20 protein-coding genes are annotated in these 20,865 nt (G+C 38.1%); 18 read left to right on the top strand and 2 right to left on the bottom strand.

From position 1 onward, the window contains the following. Positions 1 to 57 precede the first annotated feature (57 nt). On the bottom strand, positions 58 to 975 hold the full coding sequence (locus IGJ66_RS03295) for a MurR/RpiR family transcriptional regulator (RefSeq protein ID WP_067483853.1): 918 nt from the start codon (positions 973 to 975) through the stop codon (positions 58 to 60). Positions 976 to 1,221: 246 nt separating this feature from the next. Here IGJ66_RS03295 and IGJ66_RS03300 point away from each other — a divergent pair, with 246 nt between their 5' ends. The 6 genes from IGJ66_RS03300 to IGJ66_RS03325 all read left to right on the top strand — a co-directional run bounded on the left by IGJ66_RS03300 (position 1,222) and on the right by IGJ66_RS03325 (position 8,289). Then, on the top strand, positions 1,222 to 2,610 hold the full coding sequence (locus IGJ66_RS03300) for a 6-phospho-beta-glucosidase (RefSeq protein WP_067483855.1): 1,389 nt from the start codon (positions 1,222 to 1,224) through the stop codon (positions 2,608 to 2,610). 11 nt (positions 2,611 to 2,621) lie between these two features. Next, entirely contained in the window at positions 2,622 to 3,449 is an 828-nt protein-coding gene (locus IGJ66_RS03305; protein WP_067483857.1) for a Cof-type HAD-IIB family hydrolase, read from the top strand. 55 nt (positions 3,450 to 3,504) lie between these two features. Beyond that, positions 3,505 to 4,938 carry a 6-phospho-beta-glucosidase gene (locus IGJ66_RS03310; RefSeq protein ID WP_067483859.1) on the top strand — a complete coding sequence of 478 codons (1,434 nt, stop codon included), beginning with the start codon at positions 3,505 to 3,507 and terminating at the stop codon, positions 4,936 to 4,938. Positions 4,939 to 5,076: 138 nt separating this feature from the next. Next, positions 5,077 to 6,009, top strand: a complete 933-nt coding sequence (gene trxB, locus IGJ66_RS03315; protein WP_067483861.1) for a thioredoxin-disulfide reductase — start codon at positions 5,077 to 5,079, stop codon at positions 6,007 to 6,009. A gap of 186 nt (positions 6,010 to 6,195) precedes the next feature. Further along, a complete protein-coding gene (locus IGJ66_RS03320; RefSeq protein ID WP_430616815.1) occupies positions 6,196 to 7,923 on the top strand; it encodes a phospho-sugar mutase in 1,728 nt (575 codons plus the stop codon). Between the two features lie 123 nt (positions 7,924 to 8,046). Then, on the top strand, positions 8,047 to 8,289 hold the full coding sequence (locus tag IGJ66_RS03325; RefSeq protein ID WP_370629926.1) for an ArsR/SmtB family transcription factor: 243 nt from the start codon (positions 8,047 to 8,049) through the stop codon (positions 8,287 to 8,289). Positions 8,290 to 8,435: 146 nt separating this feature from the next. Here IGJ66_RS03325 and IGJ66_RS03330 read toward each other — a convergent pair whose 3' ends face one another. Then, positions 8,436 to 9,296, bottom strand: coding sequence for a pyruvate, water dikinase regulatory protein (locus IGJ66_RS03330; protein ID WP_067483867.1), 861 nt, complete (start codon positions 9,294 to 9,296; stop codon positions 8,436 to 8,438). Positions 9,297 to 9,386: 90 nt separating this feature from the next. On the opposite strand from IGJ66_RS03330, the gene IGJ66_RS03335 reads away from it, so the two are divergent. The 12 genes from IGJ66_RS03335 to glyS all read left to right on the top strand — a co-directional run bounded on the left by IGJ66_RS03335 (position 9,387) and on the right by glyS (position 20,287). Then, on the top strand, positions 9,387 to 9,815 hold the full coding sequence (locus IGJ66_RS03335) for a Fur family transcriptional regulator (RefSeq protein ID WP_067483869.1): 429 nt from the start codon (positions 9,387 to 9,389) through the stop codon (positions 9,813 to 9,815). Between the two features lie 162 nt (positions 9,816 to 9,977). Then, positions 9,978 to 10,154: a 30S ribosomal protein S21 gene (gene rpsU / locus IGJ66_RS03340; RefSeq protein WP_002356740.1), complete on the top strand. Its 177-nt coding sequence runs from the start codon at positions 9,978 to 9,980 to the stop codon at positions 10,152 to 10,154. Positions 10,155 to 10,180: 26 nt separating this feature from the next. After that, complete coding sequence (locus IGJ66_RS03345; protein WP_071868699.1) at positions 10,181 to 10,627, top strand: GatB/YqeY domain-containing protein; 447 nt, start codon at positions 10,181 to 10,183, stop codon at positions 10,625 to 10,627. Positions 10,628 to 10,789: 162 nt separating this feature from the next. Further along, a complete protein-coding gene (locus tag IGJ66_RS03350; RefSeq protein ID WP_067483873.1) occupies positions 10,790 to 11,761 on the top strand; it encodes a PhoH family protein in 972 nt (323 codons plus the stop codon). A gap of 23 nt (positions 11,762 to 11,784) precedes the next feature. Beyond that, positions 11,785 to 13,986 (top strand): HD family phosphohydrolase, encoded by a 2,202-nt coding sequence (locus IGJ66_RS03355; protein WP_067483875.1) that lies wholly within the window; start codon positions 11,785 to 11,787, stop codon positions 13,984 to 13,986. 34 nt (positions 13,987 to 14,020) lie between these two features. Beyond that, positions 14,021 to 14,497: an rRNA maturation RNase YbeY gene (ybeY, locus tag IGJ66_RS03360; protein WP_067483877.1), complete on the top strand. Its 477-nt coding sequence runs from the start codon at positions 14,021 to 14,023 to the stop codon at positions 14,495 to 14,497. After that, positions 14,481 to 14,873 (top strand): diacylglycerol kinase family protein, encoded by a 393-nt coding sequence (locus IGJ66_RS03365; protein WP_172843720.1) that lies wholly within the window; start codon positions 14,481 to 14,483, stop codon positions 14,871 to 14,873. Before ybeY ends, IGJ66_RS03365 begins: the two co-directional genes overlap by 17 nt. Before the next feature lie 18 nt (positions 14,874 to 14,891). After that, positions 14,892 to 15,791, top strand: a complete 900-nt coding sequence (gene era, locus IGJ66_RS03370; RefSeq protein ID WP_430616816.1) for a GTPase Era — start codon at positions 14,892 to 14,894, stop codon at positions 15,789 to 15,791. Positions 15,792 to 15,866: 75 nt separating this feature from the next. Next, positions 15,867 to 16,727 carry a DNA repair protein RecO gene (gene recO, locus IGJ66_RS03375; RefSeq protein WP_067483884.1) on the top strand — a complete coding sequence of 287 codons (861 nt, stop codon included), beginning with the start codon at positions 15,867 to 15,869 and terminating at the stop codon, positions 16,725 to 16,727. Positions 16,728 to 17,027: 300 nt separating this feature from the next. Continuing rightward, on the top strand, positions 17,028 to 17,270 hold the full coding sequence (locus tag IGJ66_RS03380; RefSeq protein WP_218658118.1) for a hypothetical protein: 243 nt from the start codon (positions 17,028 to 17,030) through the stop codon (positions 17,268 to 17,270). A gap of 22 nt (positions 17,271 to 17,292) precedes the next feature. Then, positions 17,293 to 18,210, top strand: coding sequence for a glycine--tRNA ligase subunit alpha (glyQ, locus tag IGJ66_RS03385; protein WP_067483888.1), 918 nt, complete (start codon positions 17,293 to 17,295; stop codon positions 18,208 to 18,210). 1 nt (position 18,211) lies between these two features. After that, the gene (gene glyS, locus IGJ66_RS03390) at positions 18,212 to 20,287 is read left to right on the top strand and encodes a glycine--tRNA ligase subunit beta (RefSeq protein WP_430616817.1); all 2,076 of its coding nucleotides are present in this window, start codon (positions 18,212 to 18,214) and stop codon (positions 20,285 to 20,287) included. The last annotated feature ends 578 nt before the right edge of the window (positions 20,288 to 20,865 follow it).

The raw sequence follows: 20,865 nt of genomic DNA on the forward strand, positions 1-20,865 counted from the left end.
GGTCCATTCATTACTTGCTTTTTTATTGCAAAAAAGAAACATTTTTTGCGTAAAGGATCAATTGGGTAAAAAGGAATCCTTCACTTGAAAGTTTTCCCCGTGGTTCTCTTGCATGATCGCAGAGCTGATTGGACGTTTATCAACTTTTTGTCCAACAGCGATCAGATGGTTCAAGTTTTGTTGATAATTTTCAGCAAAGACACAGCCATAAAGTACATCTAGCAAATAGCAGATTGACGTATTGATTGTAAAATTCCCAATTTTTGAATAGAGTCGTTCCCGAGTTGTCAAACGTAGGACAACGGTACTTAAAGTGGAAAGACTGCACTCGCCGATGCTGGTCAAAGCTAAAATTGGCACATTTTTTTCGCGTAAAATGTGCGCGGTTTTTAAAATCATCTGATTCTCACCAGTATAAGAAATCAGTAAAGCACATGTGTCTTCATCACAGTTATACGCTTCATAAGATGATTCACCAAATGTGGTAACAATATGAACATCCATTTTGATACGTTTCATTTTTAAAATGAAGTCTTGGGAGATTAATGTATTGGCATTGCTGGCAAAAATGACGATTTTTTTTGCTTTGAGTAGTAACTGTTTTGCCTGTTGTAAGTCATCATGATGAATCAATGAAAGCGTATCTTGAATCGTTGTTTGTTCCAAAGAAGCTAATTTGTTTGCGATTGTCATGATTCCTTCCTCACCTGTAAAAGGCAGATTGGCATCAACTTCTTGAAAGTTTCTTTCTAAATATTCAGCTTCAGCTAAAAAAGTATCACGTAATTCAAGCCAGCCATTGAATTCCAGTTTTTTTGCCACGCGAATCAAAGTTGAAGGATGAACGAAAGATTGATTGGCAATTTCTTGAATCGTCAGTTGCGCAACTTGTTGCGTGTTCTCAAAGAGGAAGTGAACAACTTGTGTTTCGGCAGGTGAAAAAGTAGTTTGTTTGATTTTTTCTCGTAAAAGCATCGAACGCCTCCTTTTTACATGAATTATATCTTTTTTGTGAATGGATTGTAAACGCTTTTAAATTATTCTATAGAGAAATCAGTAAAGTTTAAGAAATATTAAGCGCTAGACAAAGTGGTATTTACAAAATAAACCAAAAAAAACCTCGATTTTTGTAAATGATTCTGCAAAATCAAGGAGGTGTCTTGAGAATTTATTTTACAAAAATGATAATGAAGATGTAAACAAAATTGAAGGAGTGAGCACATGACAAAAGGAATCAAGATTGCGACGATTGGCGGCGGCAGTAGTTACACCCCTGAATTAATGGAAGGCTTTATCAAACGCTATGAAGAATTACCAATACGTGAAATTTGGTTGGTTGATGTTGAAGCGGGGAAAGAAAAACTAGAAATTGTTAGTAAAATGGCCCAACGGATGTGGGATGCAACCCCTTATGATGTGAAAATCTATGCGACACTTGACCGTGAAGAAGCGTTAAAAGATGCCGATTTTGTAACAACTCAATTTCGAGTGGGTCAACTAGATGCACGTGTGAAGGATGAACGAATTCCTGCTTATTATGGCATGATTGGTCAAGAAACAAATGGCGCTGGTGGGATGTTTAAAGCTTTTCGTACCGTTCCTGTGATTTTGTCTGTGGTTGAAGACATGAAACGTTTATGTCCGAATGCATGGCTCATCAATTTTGCGAATCCAAGTGGTATGGTAACGGAAGCAGTTGTTCGTTATGGAAAATGGGATCGGGTCATTGGTTTATGTAATGTGCCTGTTATGGCGATGATGACTGAACCAGAAATGCTGGGTGAAAAGAAAGAAGATTTGATTTATAAATTTGCAGGTTTAAATCATTTCCATTGGCATAAAGTTGCAGATAAAACGGGGAAAGACATCACAGATCGCCTGATTGACCGACTTTATGATGAAGATAATGGTTTGCCAAAAAACATTTTCGATATTCCATTTTTCAAAGAACAATTAAAACAAATGCAAATGGTTCCTTGTGGCTATCACCGTTATTATTATCGCGAAGAAGAAATGCTAGCTCATGCACTGGAAGAATATCGGACAATCGGTACTCGTGCCCAACAAGTGAAAGAAACAGAGGCAGAGTTATTTGAGCTTTACAAAGATCCAAAACTTGACCATAAACCTGAGCAGTTACAAAAACGCGGAGGCGCTTATTATTCAGATGCGGCTTGTGAAACGATTGCCTCAATTTATGGAAATAAAGAGACTCAAATTGTCGTTTCCACGAAAAATGAAGGTGCTGTTCCTGATCTGCCAGCAGATTGTGTCGTAGAAGTAACTGCTTATGTTGGTGCTCAAGGTGCGCGAAATGTTGCCTTTGGTTCATTAGCACCAGCTGAAAGAGGTTGGTTACAAGTAATGAAAAATATGGAATTGTTAACCATTGAAGCTGCCGTAACTGGCGACTATGGAACGGCATTACAAGCGTTTACAATCAATCCGTTGGTGCGTTCAGGAGAAACAGCGAAACGAATCATGGATGAACTGTTTATTGCACATCAAGAGTATTTACCACAATTTAGTGAAACAATTGAACGATTAAAACAAGAAGGCATTGAGGTACAAGATGAAGTAGCTCGTGAGTTAGACGCAGTGAAAGTTTGAGGGGAATCGTCATGACGAAAAAAATTGTCTTTTTAGATGTAGATGGAACGCTAGTGAATTACGAAAATGATTTGCCTGAGTCAGCCATCAAAGCTATTCAAGAGACACGAAGAAAAGGAAATTTAGTTTTTACCGTAACGGGTCGCAGTAAAGCCGAGATGTATCAAGATATATTGGATATTGGCTTTGACGGGTATATTGGCGGTAATGGGAGCTATATTGAGTTTGAAGACAAAGTGCTAAAAGAAGCGACCTTGACCTTGGAAGACACAACTAAAATTGTTGATTGGCTAAAGCAAAAGGGTCTGGAATTTTATTTGGAAGCGAATAGCGGACTGTACGCTAGTGCCTTTTTTGAAGACCGTGGTGAAAAGACGATTCAAGAGTATTCACAACGAAAAGGGAAAGGACAGGCGACTGTTCGAGAAGTTTTTCCAGAGATGCTCTTTGGCGCAGACCTATACCGAGAAGATGTGAATAAAATCAGTTTTATCTTGGATAGCTATGAAGACTATTTAGAGGCAGTAGCAACCTTCCCAGAATATAAGCTTGGTACTTGGGGCGGCGCTGGTGAAACAGCTTTGTTTGGTGATATTGCACTAAGTGGTATCAACAAAGCAGTAGCAGTAGATGAACTATTAACTCATTTGCATATTGCTATAGAGAATAGTTTCGCATTTGGTGATGCGAAAGTTGATATTCCGATGCTAGAGCATTGCGGCACTGGGATAGCGATGGGGAATGGTGGCCCAGAAATCAAAGAAATGGCTGATTACATTACGGAATCTGTTGATAATGATGGCATTTGGTTAGCATTCAAGCATTTTGAACTGATCTGAGAACAAGAAGACAAGATGATGAATGGAATAGTTGAAAAGAAAAGGGGAAAGACAAATGGGTTTTAGAAAAGATTTTTTATGGGGTGGCGCAACAGCTGCCAATCAATGTGAGGGTGGCTACGATGAAGGTGGACGTGGCCTAGCTAATGTGGATGTGGTACCAATTGGTGAAGATCGTTTTCCAGTTATTACAGGTCAAAAATCAATGCTTGAATTTGACGAAGAACATTTTTATCCAGCAAAAGTAGCAATTGATATGTATCATCGTTATAAAGAAGATATTGCCTTATTTGCAGAAATGGGCTTTAAAACATATCGTTTATCAATTGCTTGGAGTCGGATTTTTCCAATGGGTGACGAAAAGGAGCCAAATGAAGAAGGACTAAAATTTTACGAAGATGTGTTTAAAGAATGTCAAAAGCATGGTATAGAACCACTAGTGACAATCACTCACTTTGACTGCCCAATGCATTTGATTAAAGAATATGGAGCATGGCGTTCACGTGAAGTAGTTGGTTTCTATGAAAATCTATGCCGAGTTATTTTTAACCGTTATAAAGGGTTGGTTAAATATTGGCTAACTTTTAATGAAATCAATATGATTTTACATGCACCGTTTATGGGCGCAGGTCTTGTTTTTGAAGAAGGCGAAAATGTTGAACAAGTAAAATATCAAGCAGCACATCACGAATTAGTAGCAAGTGCAATTGCAACAAAAATTGCGCACGAAGTGGATCCAAATAACCAAGTAGGTTGTATGTTAGCCGCAGGTGCAAATTATCCATACACATGTAAGCCAGAGGATGTGTGGGCATCACGCCAAGCAGACCGCGAAAATTATTTCTTTATTGATGTTCAGTCACGTGGAGAATATCCTGCTTACGCATTAAAAGAAATGGCACGTGAAGGTATCGAATTAAAAATGGAACCTGGTGATTTGGACTTACTTAAAGAACATACGGTGGACTTTATTTCCTTCTCTTATTACTCTTCTCGTGTATCGACAACAGATCCTAAATTATTAGAACAAACTGCAGGAAATATTTTTGCTTCTGTTAAAAACCCTTATTTAGAAGCAAGCGAATGGGGTTGGCAAATTGATCCATTAGGGTTAAGAATTACAATGAATGATATCTATGATCGTTACCAAAAGCCACTTTTTATTGTTGAAAATGGCTTAGGTGCGGTAGATGAACCTGATGAAAATGGGTATGTTGTTGATGATTATCGCATTTCTTATTTAGCAGCTCATATCCAAGCAATGAAAGATGCTGTTGAATTAGATGGAGTAGATTTATTGGGCTACACGACTTGGGGCTGTATCGATTTAGTATCAGCCGGAACAGGTGAAATGAAAAAACGCTATGGCTTTATCTATGTAGATCGAGATAACTATGGTGAAGGAACGTTAGCCCGTACGAAGAAAAAATCATTTGATTGGTATAAAAAAGTAATTGCCTCAAATGGTGAAGACTTAGCGAATGAATAATTAACTGAAAAGTCTATTGTTTTTGCGCCTTTTGTTCGAGTATAATGTACATATTCGAAAAGGTAAGCAGAACAATAGACTTTTTTTGATGTTGGCTGTAAAGTAAGCTTACTTGATTTTAAACGGAGGAATGTACATATGTATGATGTAATTGTCATTGGCGCAGGCCCTGCTGGAATGACAGCTGCCTTGTATGCTTCACGCTCAAATTTATCAGTTGTGATGATTGAGCAAGGCGCGCCTGGTGGTCAAATGAATAACACAGCAGAAATCGAAAATTATCCAGGATTTGAGTCAATTATGGGCCCTGATCTTGCGTATAAAATGTATGAAGGCGTCTCAAAATTTGGTACAGAAAATGCCTATGGGATCGTCCAAGATATCAGAGATCATGGTACGTACAAAGAAGTCATCTGTGAAGATAAAACGTATGAAGGAAAAACAGTCATCATTGCTACTGGCTGTGTCCACCGTAAACTTGGTGTTTCTGGTGAAGAAGAGTATGCAGGTCGCGGCGTTTCTTACTGTGCAGTGTGTGACGGTGCGTTTTTCCGTAATAAACGATTAGTTGTGATCGGTGGTGGAGATTCTGCAGTTGAAGAAGCGATTTACTTAACGCAATTTGCTTCTGAAGTTGTGATCGTTCATCGTCGTGATGAATTACGTGCACAAAAAATTATTCAAGAGCGTGCCTTTGCCAATGAAAAAATTTCATTTGTTTGGGACACAGTTGTTGATGAAATCATTGGAAATGAAATGGTGGTAACAGGTGTTAAAGCACATAATGTGAAAACAGGGAATGAAGTAGCTTTAGCAGCTGACGGTGTCTTTATCTATGTTGGTCTTGATCCACTAACAGATCCGTTCAAACAAGCTGGCTTAACCAATGCCGCTGGTTGGATTCCAACTGATCAAGAAATGAAAACGAATATGCCAGGTGTTTTTGCTGTAGGGGATGTGCGTGAAAAAGATTTACGACAAATCACGACAGCAGTTGGTGATGGTGGGATTGCTGGGCAACAAGTGTTCAAGTATTTAGAAACTTTAGCAGAATCCACTACACAAGCATAAACTTATTATGTTAACAAAATAAAAAAGCTCAACCAAAAGTGTATCCTCATTTTTGGTTGGGCTTTGTTTTTATTTATCCATTGAAAATCCTAACTGATATCATTTTTTCTCGTTGTGACTTTCATCTAATCTTAGTGAATGCTATACTAAAACAGAATTCATATTTTAGAAAGAGGTGTTATTTTCATGTCTTGGGAACAAGTTTATGAACAATGGGCAAATGAAGTGAACCTAGAAGAAAATTTAAAACAGCAATTAACTGTATTGAGTCAGGATTCTAAACAATTAGAAGATGCTTTTTATGCGCCTTTAGGATTTGGTACAGCAGGAATGCGTGGTATTTTAGGCCCTGGTATTAATCGTATGAATATTTACACAGTCCGCCAAGCAACTGAAGGACTCGCTCGTTTTATGGATGCACAAGATCCTGAAACAAAACGTCGTGGTGTAGCAATCGCATATGACTCACGTCATCAATCACCGGAATTTGCGATGGAGGCTGCGAAGACCTTAGCCAAGCACGATATTCCATCTTTTGTTTTTGAAAGTTTACGACCAACACCAGAATTATCTTTTGCTGTTCGTCACTTGAATGCGTTTACTGGCATCATGATTACGGCTTCTCATAATCCTGCTGCTTATAATGGTTATAAAGTTTATGGTGAAGATGGTGGACAAATGCCACCAGCAGATGCCGATGCATTGACTAAATATGTACGTGAAGTTAGCAATCCGCTGAAAGTCGAAGTGATGTCAGATGAAGAAGTGGAACACAGTGGTCTGATTTCAATTATTGGCGAAGAAGTAGACAACGCCTATTTAGCAGAAATGAAGGCTGTAACGATTGACCACGAATTGATTGAAGAAATGGGTAAAGACTTAAAATTGGTTTATACACCTCTTCACGGAACCGGGAAAATGTTAGGCGAAAAAGCCTTAAAACAAGCTGGTTTTGAGCAATTTGTTTTGGTACCTGAACAAGCCATTCCAGATCCTGATTTTACAACGGTTAAATCTCCGAATCCGGAAGAACATTCTGCTTTTGAATATGCAATCCGTCTAGGTGAAAAAGAAGGCGCTGATTTGTTGATTGCAACAGATCCAGATGCCGATCGTCTTGGTGCTGCCGTTCGTTTACCTGATGGTTCGTACGAAGTATTAACAGGAAACCAACTTGGCGCAATCATGATTCAATACATCTTAGAAGCACATCAAGCAAGAAAGACGATGCCAGCGAATCCAGCGGTGTTGAAATCAATCGTATCAAGTGAATTACCAACTGCAATTGCAAAAAACTATGGTGCAACGATGTTCAATGTGCTAACTGGGTTCAAATTTATTGCTGAAAAAATCCAACAGTTTGAAGAAGACCATTCACATACATTTATGTTTGGCTTTGAAGAAAGCTATGGCTATTTAGTTAAACCATTTGTACGTGATAAAGACGCAATCCAAGCATTAGTTCTATTGGCAGAGGTTGCTGCTTTTTACAAGAAACGAGGAAAAACATTGTACGATGGGTTACAATCAATTTTTGAAACGTATGGTTACTATGCAGAAAAAACGATTTCTGTTACCATGAGTGGTCAAGAAGGATCAGCTAAAATCGCAGCGTTAATGGAGAAATTCCGTCAAGAAGCACCAACTGAATTTGCAGGTGCCAAAGTATTGCAGACAGAAGACTTCAAGAAATTAACAAGAACAGACGCAGCTGGAAATGTTGAAGCATTAACAACACCACCTTCTGATGTCTTGAAATATATGTTAGAAGAACAAGGTTGGGTAGCAATTCGACCTTCTGGTACAGAACCAAAGATCAAATTCTACATTGGAGTTAAAGGAAACTCGCAAGACGATGCTGAAGCAAAAATTGCAGCTTATGAAGCAAGCATCCAAGCAATTACAAAAGACTAAGGAATTTGAGACTGACGGAAAAAGTGGTAAACTTTAGAAGTCAGTCTTTTTGGATAGTTGGAGGTGAAGCCTTTGTCAGAGGTTCAAGGAACAAAAATTGAAAAGATCAGTCAGCTATTTAAAATGTTAAGCGATCCAACACGTTTAAAAATTTTATTGTATCTAAAAAATGGTGAACAAAATGTGACAGCTATCAGCCAAGCGGTGGAAATGGAACAATCAGCTGTTTCGCATCAGCTGCGATTACTCCGAGAAAATAAAATCGTTCGTTCTCGCCGTGAAGGAAAAGCAATCTTATATGTGCTGGATGACTCCCATGTTTTAGATATCTTAGAGCAGACTGTCAAGCATGTGGAGCATGACTAAGTCAGAAAACAAAAAGTATTTGAAACAGTAATCCAGTCTAAGAAATAAAAGCCAAATGATTTTGCTCGAAAAAAGGTGAGCCCAAACCGTTATCGGATGTGGGCTCACCTTTTTCGTTGGTGCGAATTAAAATAAGAATCAGGGAATCAATCGGAAGTTTCAGAAGACTCTGTTCCATAATAGCTGTGGTCTTCTAATTCAAGTGCATTTAAAATCAGAGAAGCAGTTTCTTCAATAGAAAGCGAGGCGACATTGATTACTACACAGCCCAGTTTTTGATAAAGATCATTTGCGAAGTCTAGTTCCGCGCGAATCTTTTCAATATCAGAATAAGCAGTATCTGGATTTAACCCGTAAGAGCGCATGCGTTCCTTACGAATACTGTTCAAAATATCGGGATCATTGGTTAGACCGACAATTTTTTTAGGATCTACTTCCCACAATTGCTTTGGAATATGTGCTTGTGGAATCAAAGGTAAATTTGCAACCTTTAAATTTTTGTTGGCTAAAAATAGACTCAAAGGTGTTTTGGAAGTACGAGAAACGCCAAGCAAAACAACATCTGCTTCTAAAAATCCTCGAGGGTCTTTACCATCGTCATATTTCACTGCAAATTCCATTGCTTTGATGCGTTTGAAATAGTTTTCATTCAACAAATGAAGTGCGCCGGGTTGACGCGTTGGTTGAATCCCGGTTCGTCGTTCGATTTCGGCTACAGGTGGCGTCATGATATCAAAGCTGAACAATTCGTTTTCATCACAAAATGTTCGAGCTGTGTCGATCAATTCTTGATTGATCAAGGTGTGGAGAACGATGGCTTGTTCTGTCAAGGCATCATTTAATGCATTGAGTAAAGTTTCTTTGTCAGTGACAAATGTTCGACGAAATAAATTGAATTCGACACTTGGATACTGAGCCATTGTTGCTTGTGCTAATTTGGTTGCTGTTTCACCAGCAGAATCAGAGATGACAAAAAAAGTAACTAATTCAGTTGAATCTGAAGCCATAAGAAAAACCTCACTTGCTTTTTTTTTTGCTTTATTATACCATACTCTGGAATGCGTACTTCGTAATCGTTTTGATTTGGAGGAAGAGGAATGAAAAAGCAAACATTAATTGAACAATCTTTGGAAACACTCAAAAATAACGGATTTAAATACACGAAAAAAAGAGAAGCTTTGTTGACTTACTTGGTAAAGCGTAATCGCTATGTCTCTGCTAAAGAAGTCTTTGACTATATGAACGAAACATTCAAAGGTGTAAGTTACGATACGATTTACCGCAACTTGCATGATTTTGCTGAACTTGATTTATTGGAAGAAACCGACTTGAATGGGGAAATGAAATTCCGCTTTCATTGTTGTCAGGGCGAAATCGGTCACCATCATCATTTTATCTGCACTGTATGTGGGAAGACGAAAGAAATCCATATGTGCCCAATGAACTATTTTGAAGAACAACTTGGTGGGTGCACGATTGAAGGTCACCGATTTGAAATCTTTGGGCGTTGTGAAGATTGTCAATGATTCGATAAAATAAAATAACAACTAATAAATCAAAAAAAAAGAAAGAATCCCTTGACGGTCAAAAGAGCATTAGCTATAATGTTTAAAGGACAGTTTGTTTTTTGGGATAATTATTTCAATAGCACTACGGTTACTTTTTAAGCTCGGAGGGAGGGAATTAACATGTCAAAAACAGTCGTTCGCAAAAACGAATCACTTGACGATGCTCTTCGTCGCTTCAAACGTTCCGTGTCAAAAGCGGGTACTTTACAAGAATCTCGTAAACGTGAATTCTACGAAAAACCAAGCGTGAAACGTAAGAAAAAATCTGAAGCAGCTAGAAAACGCAAAAAATTCTAGTTCTTTGATGAATTGGAGCTGGTAGTGTGTCACTACTAAGTAGATTGAACGATGACATGAAAGCAGCGATGAAGGCAAAAGAGAAAGAAACTTTGCAAGTCATTCGTATGATTAAGTCATCAATACAAAACGAGCAAATCAAAGTAGGCCACGACTTGACGGAAGATGAAGAATTAACAGTGTTGTCTCGTGAGATGAAACAACGTCGTGATTCTTTACATGAGTTTGAGCAGGCAGGACGCGATGATTTAGCTGATAAAGTAAAAGGCGAAATTGTAATTGTCGAAAAGTATATGCCAGAACAACTTTCTGATGATGAAATTCGACAACTTGTTCAAGACGCTATTGCACAAACTGGTGCTTCATCTGTTAAAGAATTTGGCAAAGTAATGGGAGTTATCATGCCTAAAGTCAAAGGAAAAGCAGACGGAAATCAAGTAAATGCAATCGTAAAAGAACTATTACAAGCTTAATTTTGTAATCTGAACCGCAGACAGAAATGTTTGCGGTTTTTTTCTGTTGTTTGAGTTTGAAGAAAAAGGTGTGTCAACGCCCCGCTTTTTATTTGCTATATAGTTTTCTATGAGTGTGGTAAAATAGACAAGAAATGAAAGAGATAAAGGAGATGTCTATTTTTGACAGAAGAGTCCATTTCTTTAGAGATTAGATTAACAGCGGCTGACGATGCCAGCTTACTTTTTGGTGCGCACGATAAACACATCAAACTCATAGAAGATGCAACCGACACCGTTATCAACACGCGTGGTGAAACAATTCAACTAATCGGAACAAATGAACAAGTGAAATTGGCTAGTTCAGTTATCCGCACACTACAAGAACTGATCAAACGCGGAATCCATATCAGTACACCAGATGTGGTAGCGGCGATAAATATGGGGCGAAAAGGCACCTTAGATTACTTCATCGAGATGTATGAAGAAGAAATTGTGAAAGACAGAAATGGTAAACCTATCCGGGTAAAAAATAGTGGACAAAAGAAATACGTTGAGTCCGTCAAACATCATGACGTCGTTTTTGGTATTGGACCTGCTGGAACTGGAAAGACTTTCTTAGCGGTTGTGTTAGCAATTGCCGCATTAAAAAAAGGCGAAGTCCAAAAGATTATTTTGACTCGACCAGCTGTTGAAGCAGGGGAGAATCTGGGCTTTTTACCCGGGGATCTGAAAGAAAAAGTTGATCCTTATCTACGTCCTGTTTATGATGCACTTTACCAAATCTTCGGGTTGGAACATACGAACCGTTTAATGGAACGAGGCGTAATTGAAATTGCACCTTTGGCGTACATGCGTGGTCGAACATTGGATGACGCATTTGTTATTTTAGATGAGGCACAAAATACGACTGTGGCTCAAATGAAGATGTTTTTGACTCGTCTTGGTTACCAATCGAAAATGATCGTCAATGGAGACACTAGTCAAATTGACTTGCCAAGAGGGACAATGAGTGGCTTAGTTCATGCTGAACGTACGTTGAAGCAAATCAAAAAAATTGATTTTGTTAATTTCGAAGCCAGCGATGTTGTGCGACATCCAGTAGTTGCTGAAATTATTCAAGCGTACGAAAAAGCCGATCTTCATCAAGAATAAGCTTTGCTTAGGAGGATAAGCACATGTTGAATAAAACAATCCAGCAACTGCAAGCAAAATTAGGAAAAGCGTTTTTGCCCTTGCTGTTAGCTGTGTTTTTTGTGATCGTTTGTGGGGTGACTTTTAGTAGTGTCAAACAAAAAGCAAACGATTTTAGAGAAGGACAAGTAGCTGAAGAAAGTATTCGTGCAACCAAAACGATTGAGAATACAGAAGAGACCGAGCAAAAGAGAAAATTGGCAGCCGAAGCAGTCACACCAGAGTACACCTATCAACAAGATTTAGCAGCTGATCAAAATGACCGAATCAAGCAACTGTTTGATTTGATTAACAAAACAAATGATACAATCGACAAGGCGTATGATGAGAAAGTCAAAAAGGCCAGTGACGATGCTAATATTCCTAAACCAACGATTGATGAAAGAATTGCAGCACTGAAGAAGAATTTTGAAACAGTGAACGTAGAAGATGTCGCGTTTTACCAAAAGTTACCTAGCAATTTTTATACACTCATTTTCGGTATGACAGAGGATGAATTGTCGACTGTTCGTGATGAAAGTCTGAAATTAATCGATGAACAAATGAGTAAGCAAGTAAGAGAAAGCGATGTTGACACATTTAAGCAAGAGGCACAGGATAAAATCCAATATCTCAATGTTACCTCTGCGCAACAACAAGTACTGAACTACTTGGTGGATCAAGGAATCGTAGTGAATGATGTTCTTAATGAGAAGAAGACCGAAGAACTGAAAGCTACTGCACGGGAAGCTGTTCAGCCTGTAATGATTTTTCAAGGAGAAATCATTGTACGCGAAGGAAATCAAATTGATGCAGCCGCAATGAAAAAATTAGAATTATTGGGACTAACCAATCAAACAACTTCGATTTTTCCGCTAGTTGCAATGATTTTAGCCGTGTTGCTTCAAATTGTTGTTTTGACTTACAATTCATTGCAATTTCAAGATTCAGATAAACGGACGGAATATGTGTTGTTTTATGTAACAGCAATGTCTTTAAGTATTATCATGATGAAATTTTTCCAATTATTCCAAACGGAACAAGCAACTTATATCCCGTTGTTTTACCCAGCGGCGTTTACCCCATTGGTCTTAAATTTCTTCCTTAATCGAAGAGCCGGGATTATGGCAGCACTTTTCCAAGCGGTAACAGCGTTATTTATCTATTATGGTTCTATTGGGACAAATACCTTAACCGTGTTATTAGTTTCGTATCTGTTTTCTGGTTTGATGGGGACAATCGTTCGTCGTCAACGGATTTCTGAACAAGGATTACCAGCGGTTTTATGGGTAATTATCTTCCCAACGTTGATGAATATCATCTTGATTGTTTATCAAGGTATGAGCTTTAGTGATGGAACAACTTGGTTGACTTTAGTTTGTGGTGTAACAGGTGCACTGTTATCTTTCTTATTAACGATGGGCTTGCATCCTTACATTGAATTAATGGTGACAGATGATAGTGTGATTGTCTTAAATGAACTAAGTAACCCAAATCATCCACTATTGAAACAACTATTAGAAGAAGCGCCGGGAACGTATCATCATAGTATGATGGTAGCTAATCTAAGTGCAAATGCAGTAGCAGAAATTGGTGGTCGCTCGCTATTAACCCGAGTGGCTTGTTACTATCATGATATTGGTAAAATTAAACATGCTAGTTTTTTTGTTGAAAACCTACCGTCTGGTGCTGAAAATCCACATAATTTCCTGTTGCCAGAAGATAGCAAACAAATTATTTTTGGTCATGTGACTGATGGTGCTAAAATTTTAGAAGAATATGGTATGCCTGAAATGGTCATTGACATTTGCAACCAACATCACGGAACGACATTGATGCGGTATTTTTACGTGAAAGCAAAGGAACGTAACCCTGAAATAACAGAGGAGCAGTTCCGCTATCCGGGGCCAAAACCACAAACAAGAGAAGCTGGGATTGTCAATATTGCCGATAGCTGTGAAGCAGCTGTACGTGCAATGGATCATCCAACAGGTGAAAAAATCGAACAATTTGTTCATAACTTGATTGCAGAACGCATTTCAGATGGTCAGCTAGACGAGACTGGGTTAACATTGAAAGAAATTCGCAAAGTTGAGAAATCATTGATTAGTGGATTAAGTAGTACGTTCCACTCGCGAATCAAGTATCCAAAAATGAAATCAGAAGCTGAAAAATTAAAAGAAGAGCAAGCACAAACACAAGAATAATCTAAAAAGTGAGTAAAGAAAGAAGCGATGACTAATGGATATTACATTCATGGATGAAACAAACAAAGTACCTGAGGAGAAGATGCAAGAAATCGACGAACTACTCCAGTTTGCAGCCGATTATTTAAAATTGCCTGAAGAAACTGAAATGTCAGTGACTTTCATGGATAATGATGCGATCCAAGTAATCAATCGTGATTATCGAGGAAAAGATGCACCAACTGACGTCATTAGTTTTGCTTTGGAAGAAGAAGGCGAAGACGAGATCCCAGTTATTTTTGAAGATGGAGAGAATCCAATGCCACGTGTTCTTGGCGACATTATGATCTCAATCGAACGCGCTGCAGAACAAGCAGAATCATATGGCCATTCATATGATCGCGAATTAGGTTTCTTAGCAGTACATGGTTTCTTACACATCAACGGGTATGACCACATGACCCCTGAAGACGAGAAAGAAATGTTTGGGTTACAGAAAGAGATTTTGGATGCTTATGGACTTAAAAGATAAACAGGTTGAGAAGAATAAACATTTTATGACTTCTGTGGAATTTGCCATTCAAGGAGTAAAAACGGTTTTTGATGAAGAACGCAACATGAAAACTCATGTTGTGTTCGGCATCTTTGCATTGATTGCTGGCGTTATTTTTCAGCTTAGTCAGAATGAATGGCTGTGGCTGTTTTTAGCTATTTTTTTAGTGTGGATCGTTGAAATTTTAAATACTGTTTTTGAAAATGTTGTCGATATGTTTACGGACTTTCATTTTCACCCGATCGGGAAAAAAATTAAAGACATGGCTGCGGGAGCGGTTTTATTGACGGCTTGTTTTGCGGTGATCGTAGGTTTGATTTTATTTGTTCCCAAAATTTATCAATTATTTTTTTAAAGAAGAAGGAGAAACAATATGCCAGAACATAAATCAGGATTTGTTGCCATTGTTGGACGCCCTAACGTTGGTAAGTCAACACTTTTGAATCGAATCGTTGGTCAAAAAATTGCCATCATGAGTGACAAAGCACAAACAACTAGAAATAAAATCCAAGGAGTCTACACGACACCAGAAGCACAATTGATTTTTATTGATACGCCAGGAATTCATAAACCCAAACATCGCTTAGGTGACTTCATGGTCGAAGCAGCTTACAGCGCACTGAAAGAAGTAGATGCTGTATTATTTATGATTAGTGCGGATCAAAAGCGTGGCCGTGGGGATGATTTTATTATTGAACGACTAAAAAATGTAACCTCACCTGTTTATCTAGTTATCAATAAAATTGATAACATCCATCCAGATGAGTTGCTAAGTATTATCGAAGATTATTCTTCACAGATGCCATTTGCTCAAGTAGTGCCGATTTCTGCAACTGAAGGAAACAATGTGGATCGTTTGATGGAAACTTTAGTGGATGAAATGCCAGAGGGTCCGCAATATTTCCCAGAAGATCAAATAACAGATCATCCAGAATATTTTGTTGTTTCAGAATTGATTCGAGAAAAAGTACTGGTATTGACTCGTGACGAAGTTCCTCATTCCGTAGCAGTCGTTGTTGATTCGATGAAACGTAATGAAAATGATAAAATTCAAATCCAAGCAACGATCATTGTTGAACGTGATAGCCAAAAAGGAATCATCATTGGCAAAGGCGGAAAAATGTTGAAACAAATCGGAACAAAAGCACGTAAAGATATTGAAAGTTTACTCGGTGATAAAGTTTTCTTGGAACTTTGGGTAAAAGTTCAAAAGGATTGGCGTGACAAAAAAGTCTATCTCCAAGACTTTGGTTACCGTAAAGACGAATACTAAAATCAGTAAAAAAAAACGGATCTGGACAGGTAGCAATACTTTTTCCAGATTTCTTTTTTTGAGGAGGGGAATCGATTGAGTCAATTGGTTGAATCAAAAGGCTTGATTATTTCTAGTCGCAACTATAAAGAAAAAGATAAATTGGTCAAGATTTTTACAGAATCAGCGGGGAAAATGATGTTTTATGTCAAAGGTATCCATCGCCAAAACCAGCCATTAGCACCTGCTATTCGACCGTTTACTCAAGCTGTTTATATTGGCACCTTTAAAAGTGAGGGTCTATCTTTTATCACGAGTGTCAAAGATGTTCATGCCTATCGTAAAATTCAAGAAGATATTTTTTTGAGTGGCTATGGGACTTATTTGTTAAGTTTGGTTGATGCAGCAATTGAAGATCACCAATATGATCCGAATCTTTTTCATTTTACGCAACAAGCGTTGGAAAGAATGAATCAAGGAGACGATGCAGAAATCATCACCAATATTTTTGAGATCCAAATCCTACAACGATTTGGGATTGCACCGATTTGGACGCATTGCGCGGTTTGCGGTGAAACACAAGGAAAATTTGATTATTCTTCAAAATATGGCGGTGTGATTTGCGAACGTCATTGGTCCCTTGATCCAAGAAGGTATCACGCGGATCCTCGAGCTGTTTATTTTGCACGTATGTTTTCTGCTATTTCTTATGAGAGAATCAACGGAATCCATTTAAAAGAAGAAACGAAGCAAGCGATTCGTCAATTGATTGATCAGCTTTATGAAGAATATGTGGGGATTCATCTTAAAAGCAAAAAATTTATTGATCAAATGAAATCATGGGAGCATGTGCTCAAACCATTAGAGAAAAAAGGTGACGCCCCAGCTACTGAGCAAGAAGAAGTAGCTGAGGAACCCGAGTCACCTTTGTCAGCTGATCCTACAGATCATGAGTGAGCCGAGAAAAAAAGAAATTTAATTGGTCAATAAAAAAATTTGACAAAAGAGTAACGAAACGGCTATTATTAACCGTAGATAAAAATAGTACGTTGATCAAGAAGAGTAAAAAATACGTGGGTAAAAGCGAGTTCGGGAGAGTGTGAGCCGAATACAATCGATTTTTGAAGTGGCGCTTGGGAGTACGTGAAACGAAGCTGCCGAATGTTTATTCGGAAGTAGGGTGGAACCGCGAATTTATTCGTCCCTATGTCTGTAGTCAGACATAGGGACTTTTTGTATTTTTAGGAGGAAATCAAGATGCAATTTGACATGGAAATTCCGGCAACAGAGTTTAAAGAAAACCGAATCAAAGTTCTTTCAAGTGTCGCACTAGCAGTCAGTGTTGTTGATGACCAAGAACAAGTGAAAGAAAGCTTTACCACCAGACCAGAAGAAACGATTTATTCAATTACTGCACAATTAGCTGAGACAGACGTTGTTCGTGTGAAATTGATTCCAGGTTCAGTCGTCGCATTCTATCCAGTCGTGCAAGCTTTGTAAGAAATGAAAGGGGTACTATACTATGAGTAAAAAATTAAGCGTTCAAGACATGATTTTAACATTACAAAAATTTTGGGCATCAAATGGTTGTATGCTGATGCAAGCCTATGACACAGAAAAAGGTGCCGGAACAATGAGTCCTTACACATTTTTACGTGCCATTGGACCAGAACCTTGGAATGCGGCTTATGTGGAACCTTCACGTCGTCCAGCAGATGGTCGCTACGGTGAAAATCCAAACCGTTTGTATCAGCATCATCAATTTCAAGTCGTGATGAAGCCTTCACCAGAAAATATCCAAGAATTATATTTGGAAAGTTTACGTTTATTAGGCGTTGACCCACTAGAACACGATATTCGCTTCGTTGAAGATAACTGGGAAAATCCTTCAATGGGTTGTGCTGGTGTTGGTTGGGAAGTTTGGTTAGATGGAATGGAAATCACACAATTTACGTACTTCCAACAAGTAGGTGGCTTACCATGTAAACCAGTGACTTCAGAAATCACTTATGGGTTAGAACGCTTAGCCTCTTATATCCAAGAAGTGGAAAGTGTTTATGATCTTGAATGGTCGGCAGGCGTGAAATATGGTGAGATTTTCAAACAACCTGAATATGAGCACTCAAAATATTCGTTTGAAGTCAGTGACCAAGAATTATTGTTACAAAATTTTGATCGTTTTGAAAAAGAAGCGAATCGCTGCATTGATGAAAACCTTGTTCATCCAGCATATGATTACATCTTAAAATGTAGCCATACGTTTAATCTACTTGATGCACGTGGCGCTGTTTCAGTTACAGAACGTGCTGGCTATCTTTCTCGAATCCGAAATATGGCTCGTGCAGTAGCAAAAATCTTTGTTGCAGAACGTGAAAAACTAGGGTTCCCACTATTGAACAAAAACACAGCAAATCCAGAAACAGTTAAGGAGGCTGAATAAGATGGCAAAAGACTTATTATTAGAAATTGGACTAGAAGAAATGCCCGCTCATGTAGTAACACCAAGCATGAAGCAACTAGAAGAAAAAACAGCAAAATTTTTAGATGAACATCAATTGACTTATGATTCAATCGAAACATTTTCAACACCGCGTCGTTTAGCAATCAAAGTAGTAAATGTTCCTGAACGCCAAGCAGACAGTGAAGAAGAAATCAAGGGACCTGCAAAAAAAATTGCATTAGATGCTGATGGAAATTGGTCAAAAGCAGCCGAAGGATTTGTTCGTGGGCAAGGACTAACAACAGCTGATATTACTTTTAGAGAATTAAAAGATGTTGAATATGTTTATGTTACAAAATACACGCACGGAAAACCTGCAATTGAAGTTTTAGCTGGGTTGGCAGATGTAATTAAAAGTTTAACTTTCCCTGTAACAATGCACTGGGCAAATTTTGATTTTGAATATATTCGTCCAATTCATTGGATCGTTGCGTTGTTAGATGATGAAGTCATTCCATTTAGCGTATTAGATGTTGAAACAGGTCGTACTTCTCGTGGACATCGTTTCTTAGGCGAACCAATCACTTTTGACCATGCGAAAGAATATGAAGATAAATTGAATGAACAGTTTGTGATTGCTTCACCACAAAAAAGAGAAGCAATGATTGTTAGCCAAGCACAAAAACTAGCAGAAAAAAATCATTGGGTAATTGACCTTGATCCAGAGTTGCTTGAAGAAGTAAATAACTTGGTAGAATATCCAACTGTTTTTGCTGGTGATTTTGAAGAAAAATATCTTTCTGTACCAGAAGAAGTCTTGGTAACTTCAATGAAAGAGCATCAACGTTACTTTGAAGTTCGAAATGACCAAGGAATGTTATTACCTCACTTTATTTCCGCTCGTAATGGAGATGCTGTCAAATTAGACAATGTTATTAAAGGAAATCAAAAAGTATTGACTGCACGTTTAGAAGATGCTGAATTTTTCTACAATGAAGACAAGAAAGTTTCAATCGCAGAAGACGTAGAAAAACTGAAATCAGTTACTTTCCATGAAAAAATCGGTAGCATTTATGAAAAAATGCAACGTGTTCAAATCGCTGCCCGCATTATTGGGGAAGAAGTTGGGTTATCTGAATCAGAATTAACAGACCTTCAACGAGCTGCCGAAATTTATAAATTTGATTTAGTGACGAATATGGTCGGTGAATTCCCTGAACTGCAAGGAATCATGGGTGAAAAATATGCGTTACTTGAAGGTGAAAAACCTGCAGTTGCGAAAGCGATTCGTGAACACTACATGCCAATTTCAAGCGAAGGTGAACTACCAGAATCAGTTATTGGTTCGGTTTTAGCAGTTGCAGACAAGTTAGATAGTATCTTTTCTTTCTTTGCTGTAGGAATGGTACCAAGTGGATCAAACGATCCATATGCTTTACGCCGCCAAGCTTATGGTGTGGTTCGTATCGTTGAATCAAAAGGATGGAGCTTCCCGTTAGCTAAATTGCAAGAAGTTATTGATGAAGAAATCAGTAAAGATCTAACACGTTTTGGAATTGACTTAACCAGTGGTCAAGGCGAAGTTCTTTCATTTATCAAAGGACGTCTACGCCAATTATTAGTCACTAAAGAAATTCGTCACGATGTGATTGACGCAGTATTGAATGCGGAACAAAAAGATTTAACAAAAGTCTTTAGCGCAGCACAATTATTTAAAGAACATTTGAATGATGCAGATTTCAAACCATCTATGGAAGCTTTGACACGTGTCATCAACTTAGCGAAAAAAGCAGAAACAACAGAAGTTGGTGTAGTAGACCCCGCATTATTTGAAAATGAAGCAGAATCAGCATTGAATGAAGCTGTGAATGAGTTAAAAGCTAATTTTGCAACACAAACATTAGGTGAAAGCTATGAAAGCTTAGTCCAATTGCGCCCATTGATTGAAGAATATTTTGATCAAACAATGGTTATGGCGGAAGATCAAGCAGTACGTGCCAACCGTTTAACGCAATTGAAAGAAATTGCATTTATGGCGTTGTCTTTGGCAAGCTTGGATAAGATTATGACAAAATAAGATTGTGGCACCAAGCGTTAAGCTTCAAGCAATAAGAATACTTTTCTAAAAATAGTTTTCCATACTTTAAGAAAAGAGGACCTATTGCCAAAGAAGTTGCTTGGGGAACACCGTGAATAAAGGTTGTGGCGCAAAACGCTTAGCTCCAACAAGATAGCGAGCAGACACACAAAATAGCTTTCCATATTTTGAAGTGAATGTAAGCTATATGGAGGAGTTGTTTTGGGAACACCGTGAATAAGGTTGTGGCGCCAAGCGTTCAGCTCCAAAAAAATAATGAACAACTGACAAAAATAGCTTTTCATGTTTTTGGACAGTTATGAATTATTTTGAGGAGTTGCTTGGGGAACACCGTGAATAAGGTTGTGGCACCAAACGTTCAGTTTCATTGAGATAGCGGGCCCATACTTTTTCAAAAAAATAAGTTTATTTAGAACTGAGACAATGAAATTTGTCTCAGTTTTTTTGCATTAGAAGCCATTATCAAGCAATAAGTGTCATAATTTTATCAACTGGTATCAGTCTGGTACTTTTCTGAAATGAAAAAAAATCCTTGATAATACTGATAATGTATAATT

This window comes from Enterococcus sp. DIV0176, from assembly GCF_050528535.1.
Lineage (GTDB): Bacteria > Bacillota > Bacilli > Lactobacillales > Enterococcaceae > Enterococcus_B > Enterococcus_B thailandicus.

What these genes read in the sequence shown, in the direction of transcription:
- IGJ66_RS03380 (WP_218658118.1), top strand. Translation starts at nt 17,028, where the DNA reads ATGCAATTTGACATGGAAATTCCGGCAACAGAGTTTAAAGAAAACCGA.
- ybeY (WP_067483877.1), top strand. Translation starts at nt 14,021, where the DNA reads ATGGATATTACATTCATGGATGAAACAAACAAAGTACCTGAGGAGAAG.
- IGJ66_RS03330 (WP_067483867.1), bottom strand. Translation starts at nt 9,296, where the DNA reads ATGGCTTCAGATTCAACTGAATTAGTTACTTTTTTTGTCATCTCTGAT.
- rpsU (WP_002356740.1), top strand. Translation starts at nt 9,978, where the DNA reads ATGTCAAAAACAGTCGTTCGCAAAAACGAATCACTTGACGATGCTCTT.
- IGJ66_RS03325 (WP_370629926.1), top strand. Translation starts at nt 8,047, where the DNA reads ATGTTAAGCGATCCAACACGTTTAAAAATTTTATTGTATCTAAAAAAT.
- IGJ66_RS03305 (WP_067483857.1), top strand. Translation starts at nt 2,622, where the DNA reads ATGACGAAAAAAATTGTCTTTTTAGATGTAGATGGAACGCTAGTGAAT.
- era (WP_430616816.1), top strand. Translation starts at nt 14,892, where the DNA reads ATGCCAGAACATAAATCAGGATTTGTTGCCATTGTTGGACGCCCTAAC.
- IGJ66_RS03365 (WP_172843720.1), top strand. Translation starts at nt 14,481, where the DNA reads ATGGACTTAAAAGATAAACAGGTTGAGAAGAATAAACATTTTATGACT.
- IGJ66_RS03300 (WP_067483855.1), top strand. Translation starts at nt 1,222, where the DNA reads ATGACAAAAGGAATCAAGATTGCGACGATTGGCGGCGGCAGTAGTTAC.
- IGJ66_RS03320 (WP_430616815.1), top strand. Translation starts at nt 6,196, where the DNA reads ATGTCTTGGGAACAAGTTTATGAACAATGGGCAAATGAAGTGAACCTA.
- IGJ66_RS03355 (WP_067483875.1), top strand. Translation starts at nt 11,785, where the DNA reads ATGTTGAATAAAACAATCCAGCAACTGCAAGCAAAATTAGGAAAAGCG.
- glyS (WP_430616817.1), top strand. Translation starts at nt 18,212, where the DNA reads ATGGCAAAAGACTTATTATTAGAAATTGGACTAGAAGAAATGCCCGCT.
- trxB (WP_067483861.1), top strand. Translation starts at nt 5,077, where the DNA reads ATGTATGATGTAATTGTCATTGGCGCAGGCCCTGCTGGAATGACAGCT.
- IGJ66_RS03310 (WP_067483859.1), top strand. Translation starts at nt 3,505, where the DNA reads ATGGGTTTTAGAAAAGATTTTTTATGGGGTGGCGCAACAGCTGCCAAT.
- glyQ (WP_067483888.1), top strand. Translation starts at nt 17,293, where the DNA reads ATGAGTAAAAAATTAAGCGTTCAAGACATGATTTTAACATTACAAAAA.
- IGJ66_RS03335 (WP_067483869.1), top strand. Translation starts at nt 9,387, where the DNA reads ATGAAAAAGCAAACATTAATTGAACAATCTTTGGAAACACTCAAAAAT.
- IGJ66_RS03295 (WP_067483853.1), bottom strand. Translation starts at nt 975, where the DNA reads ATGCTTTTACGAGAAAAAATCAAACAAACTACTTTTTCACCTGCCGAA.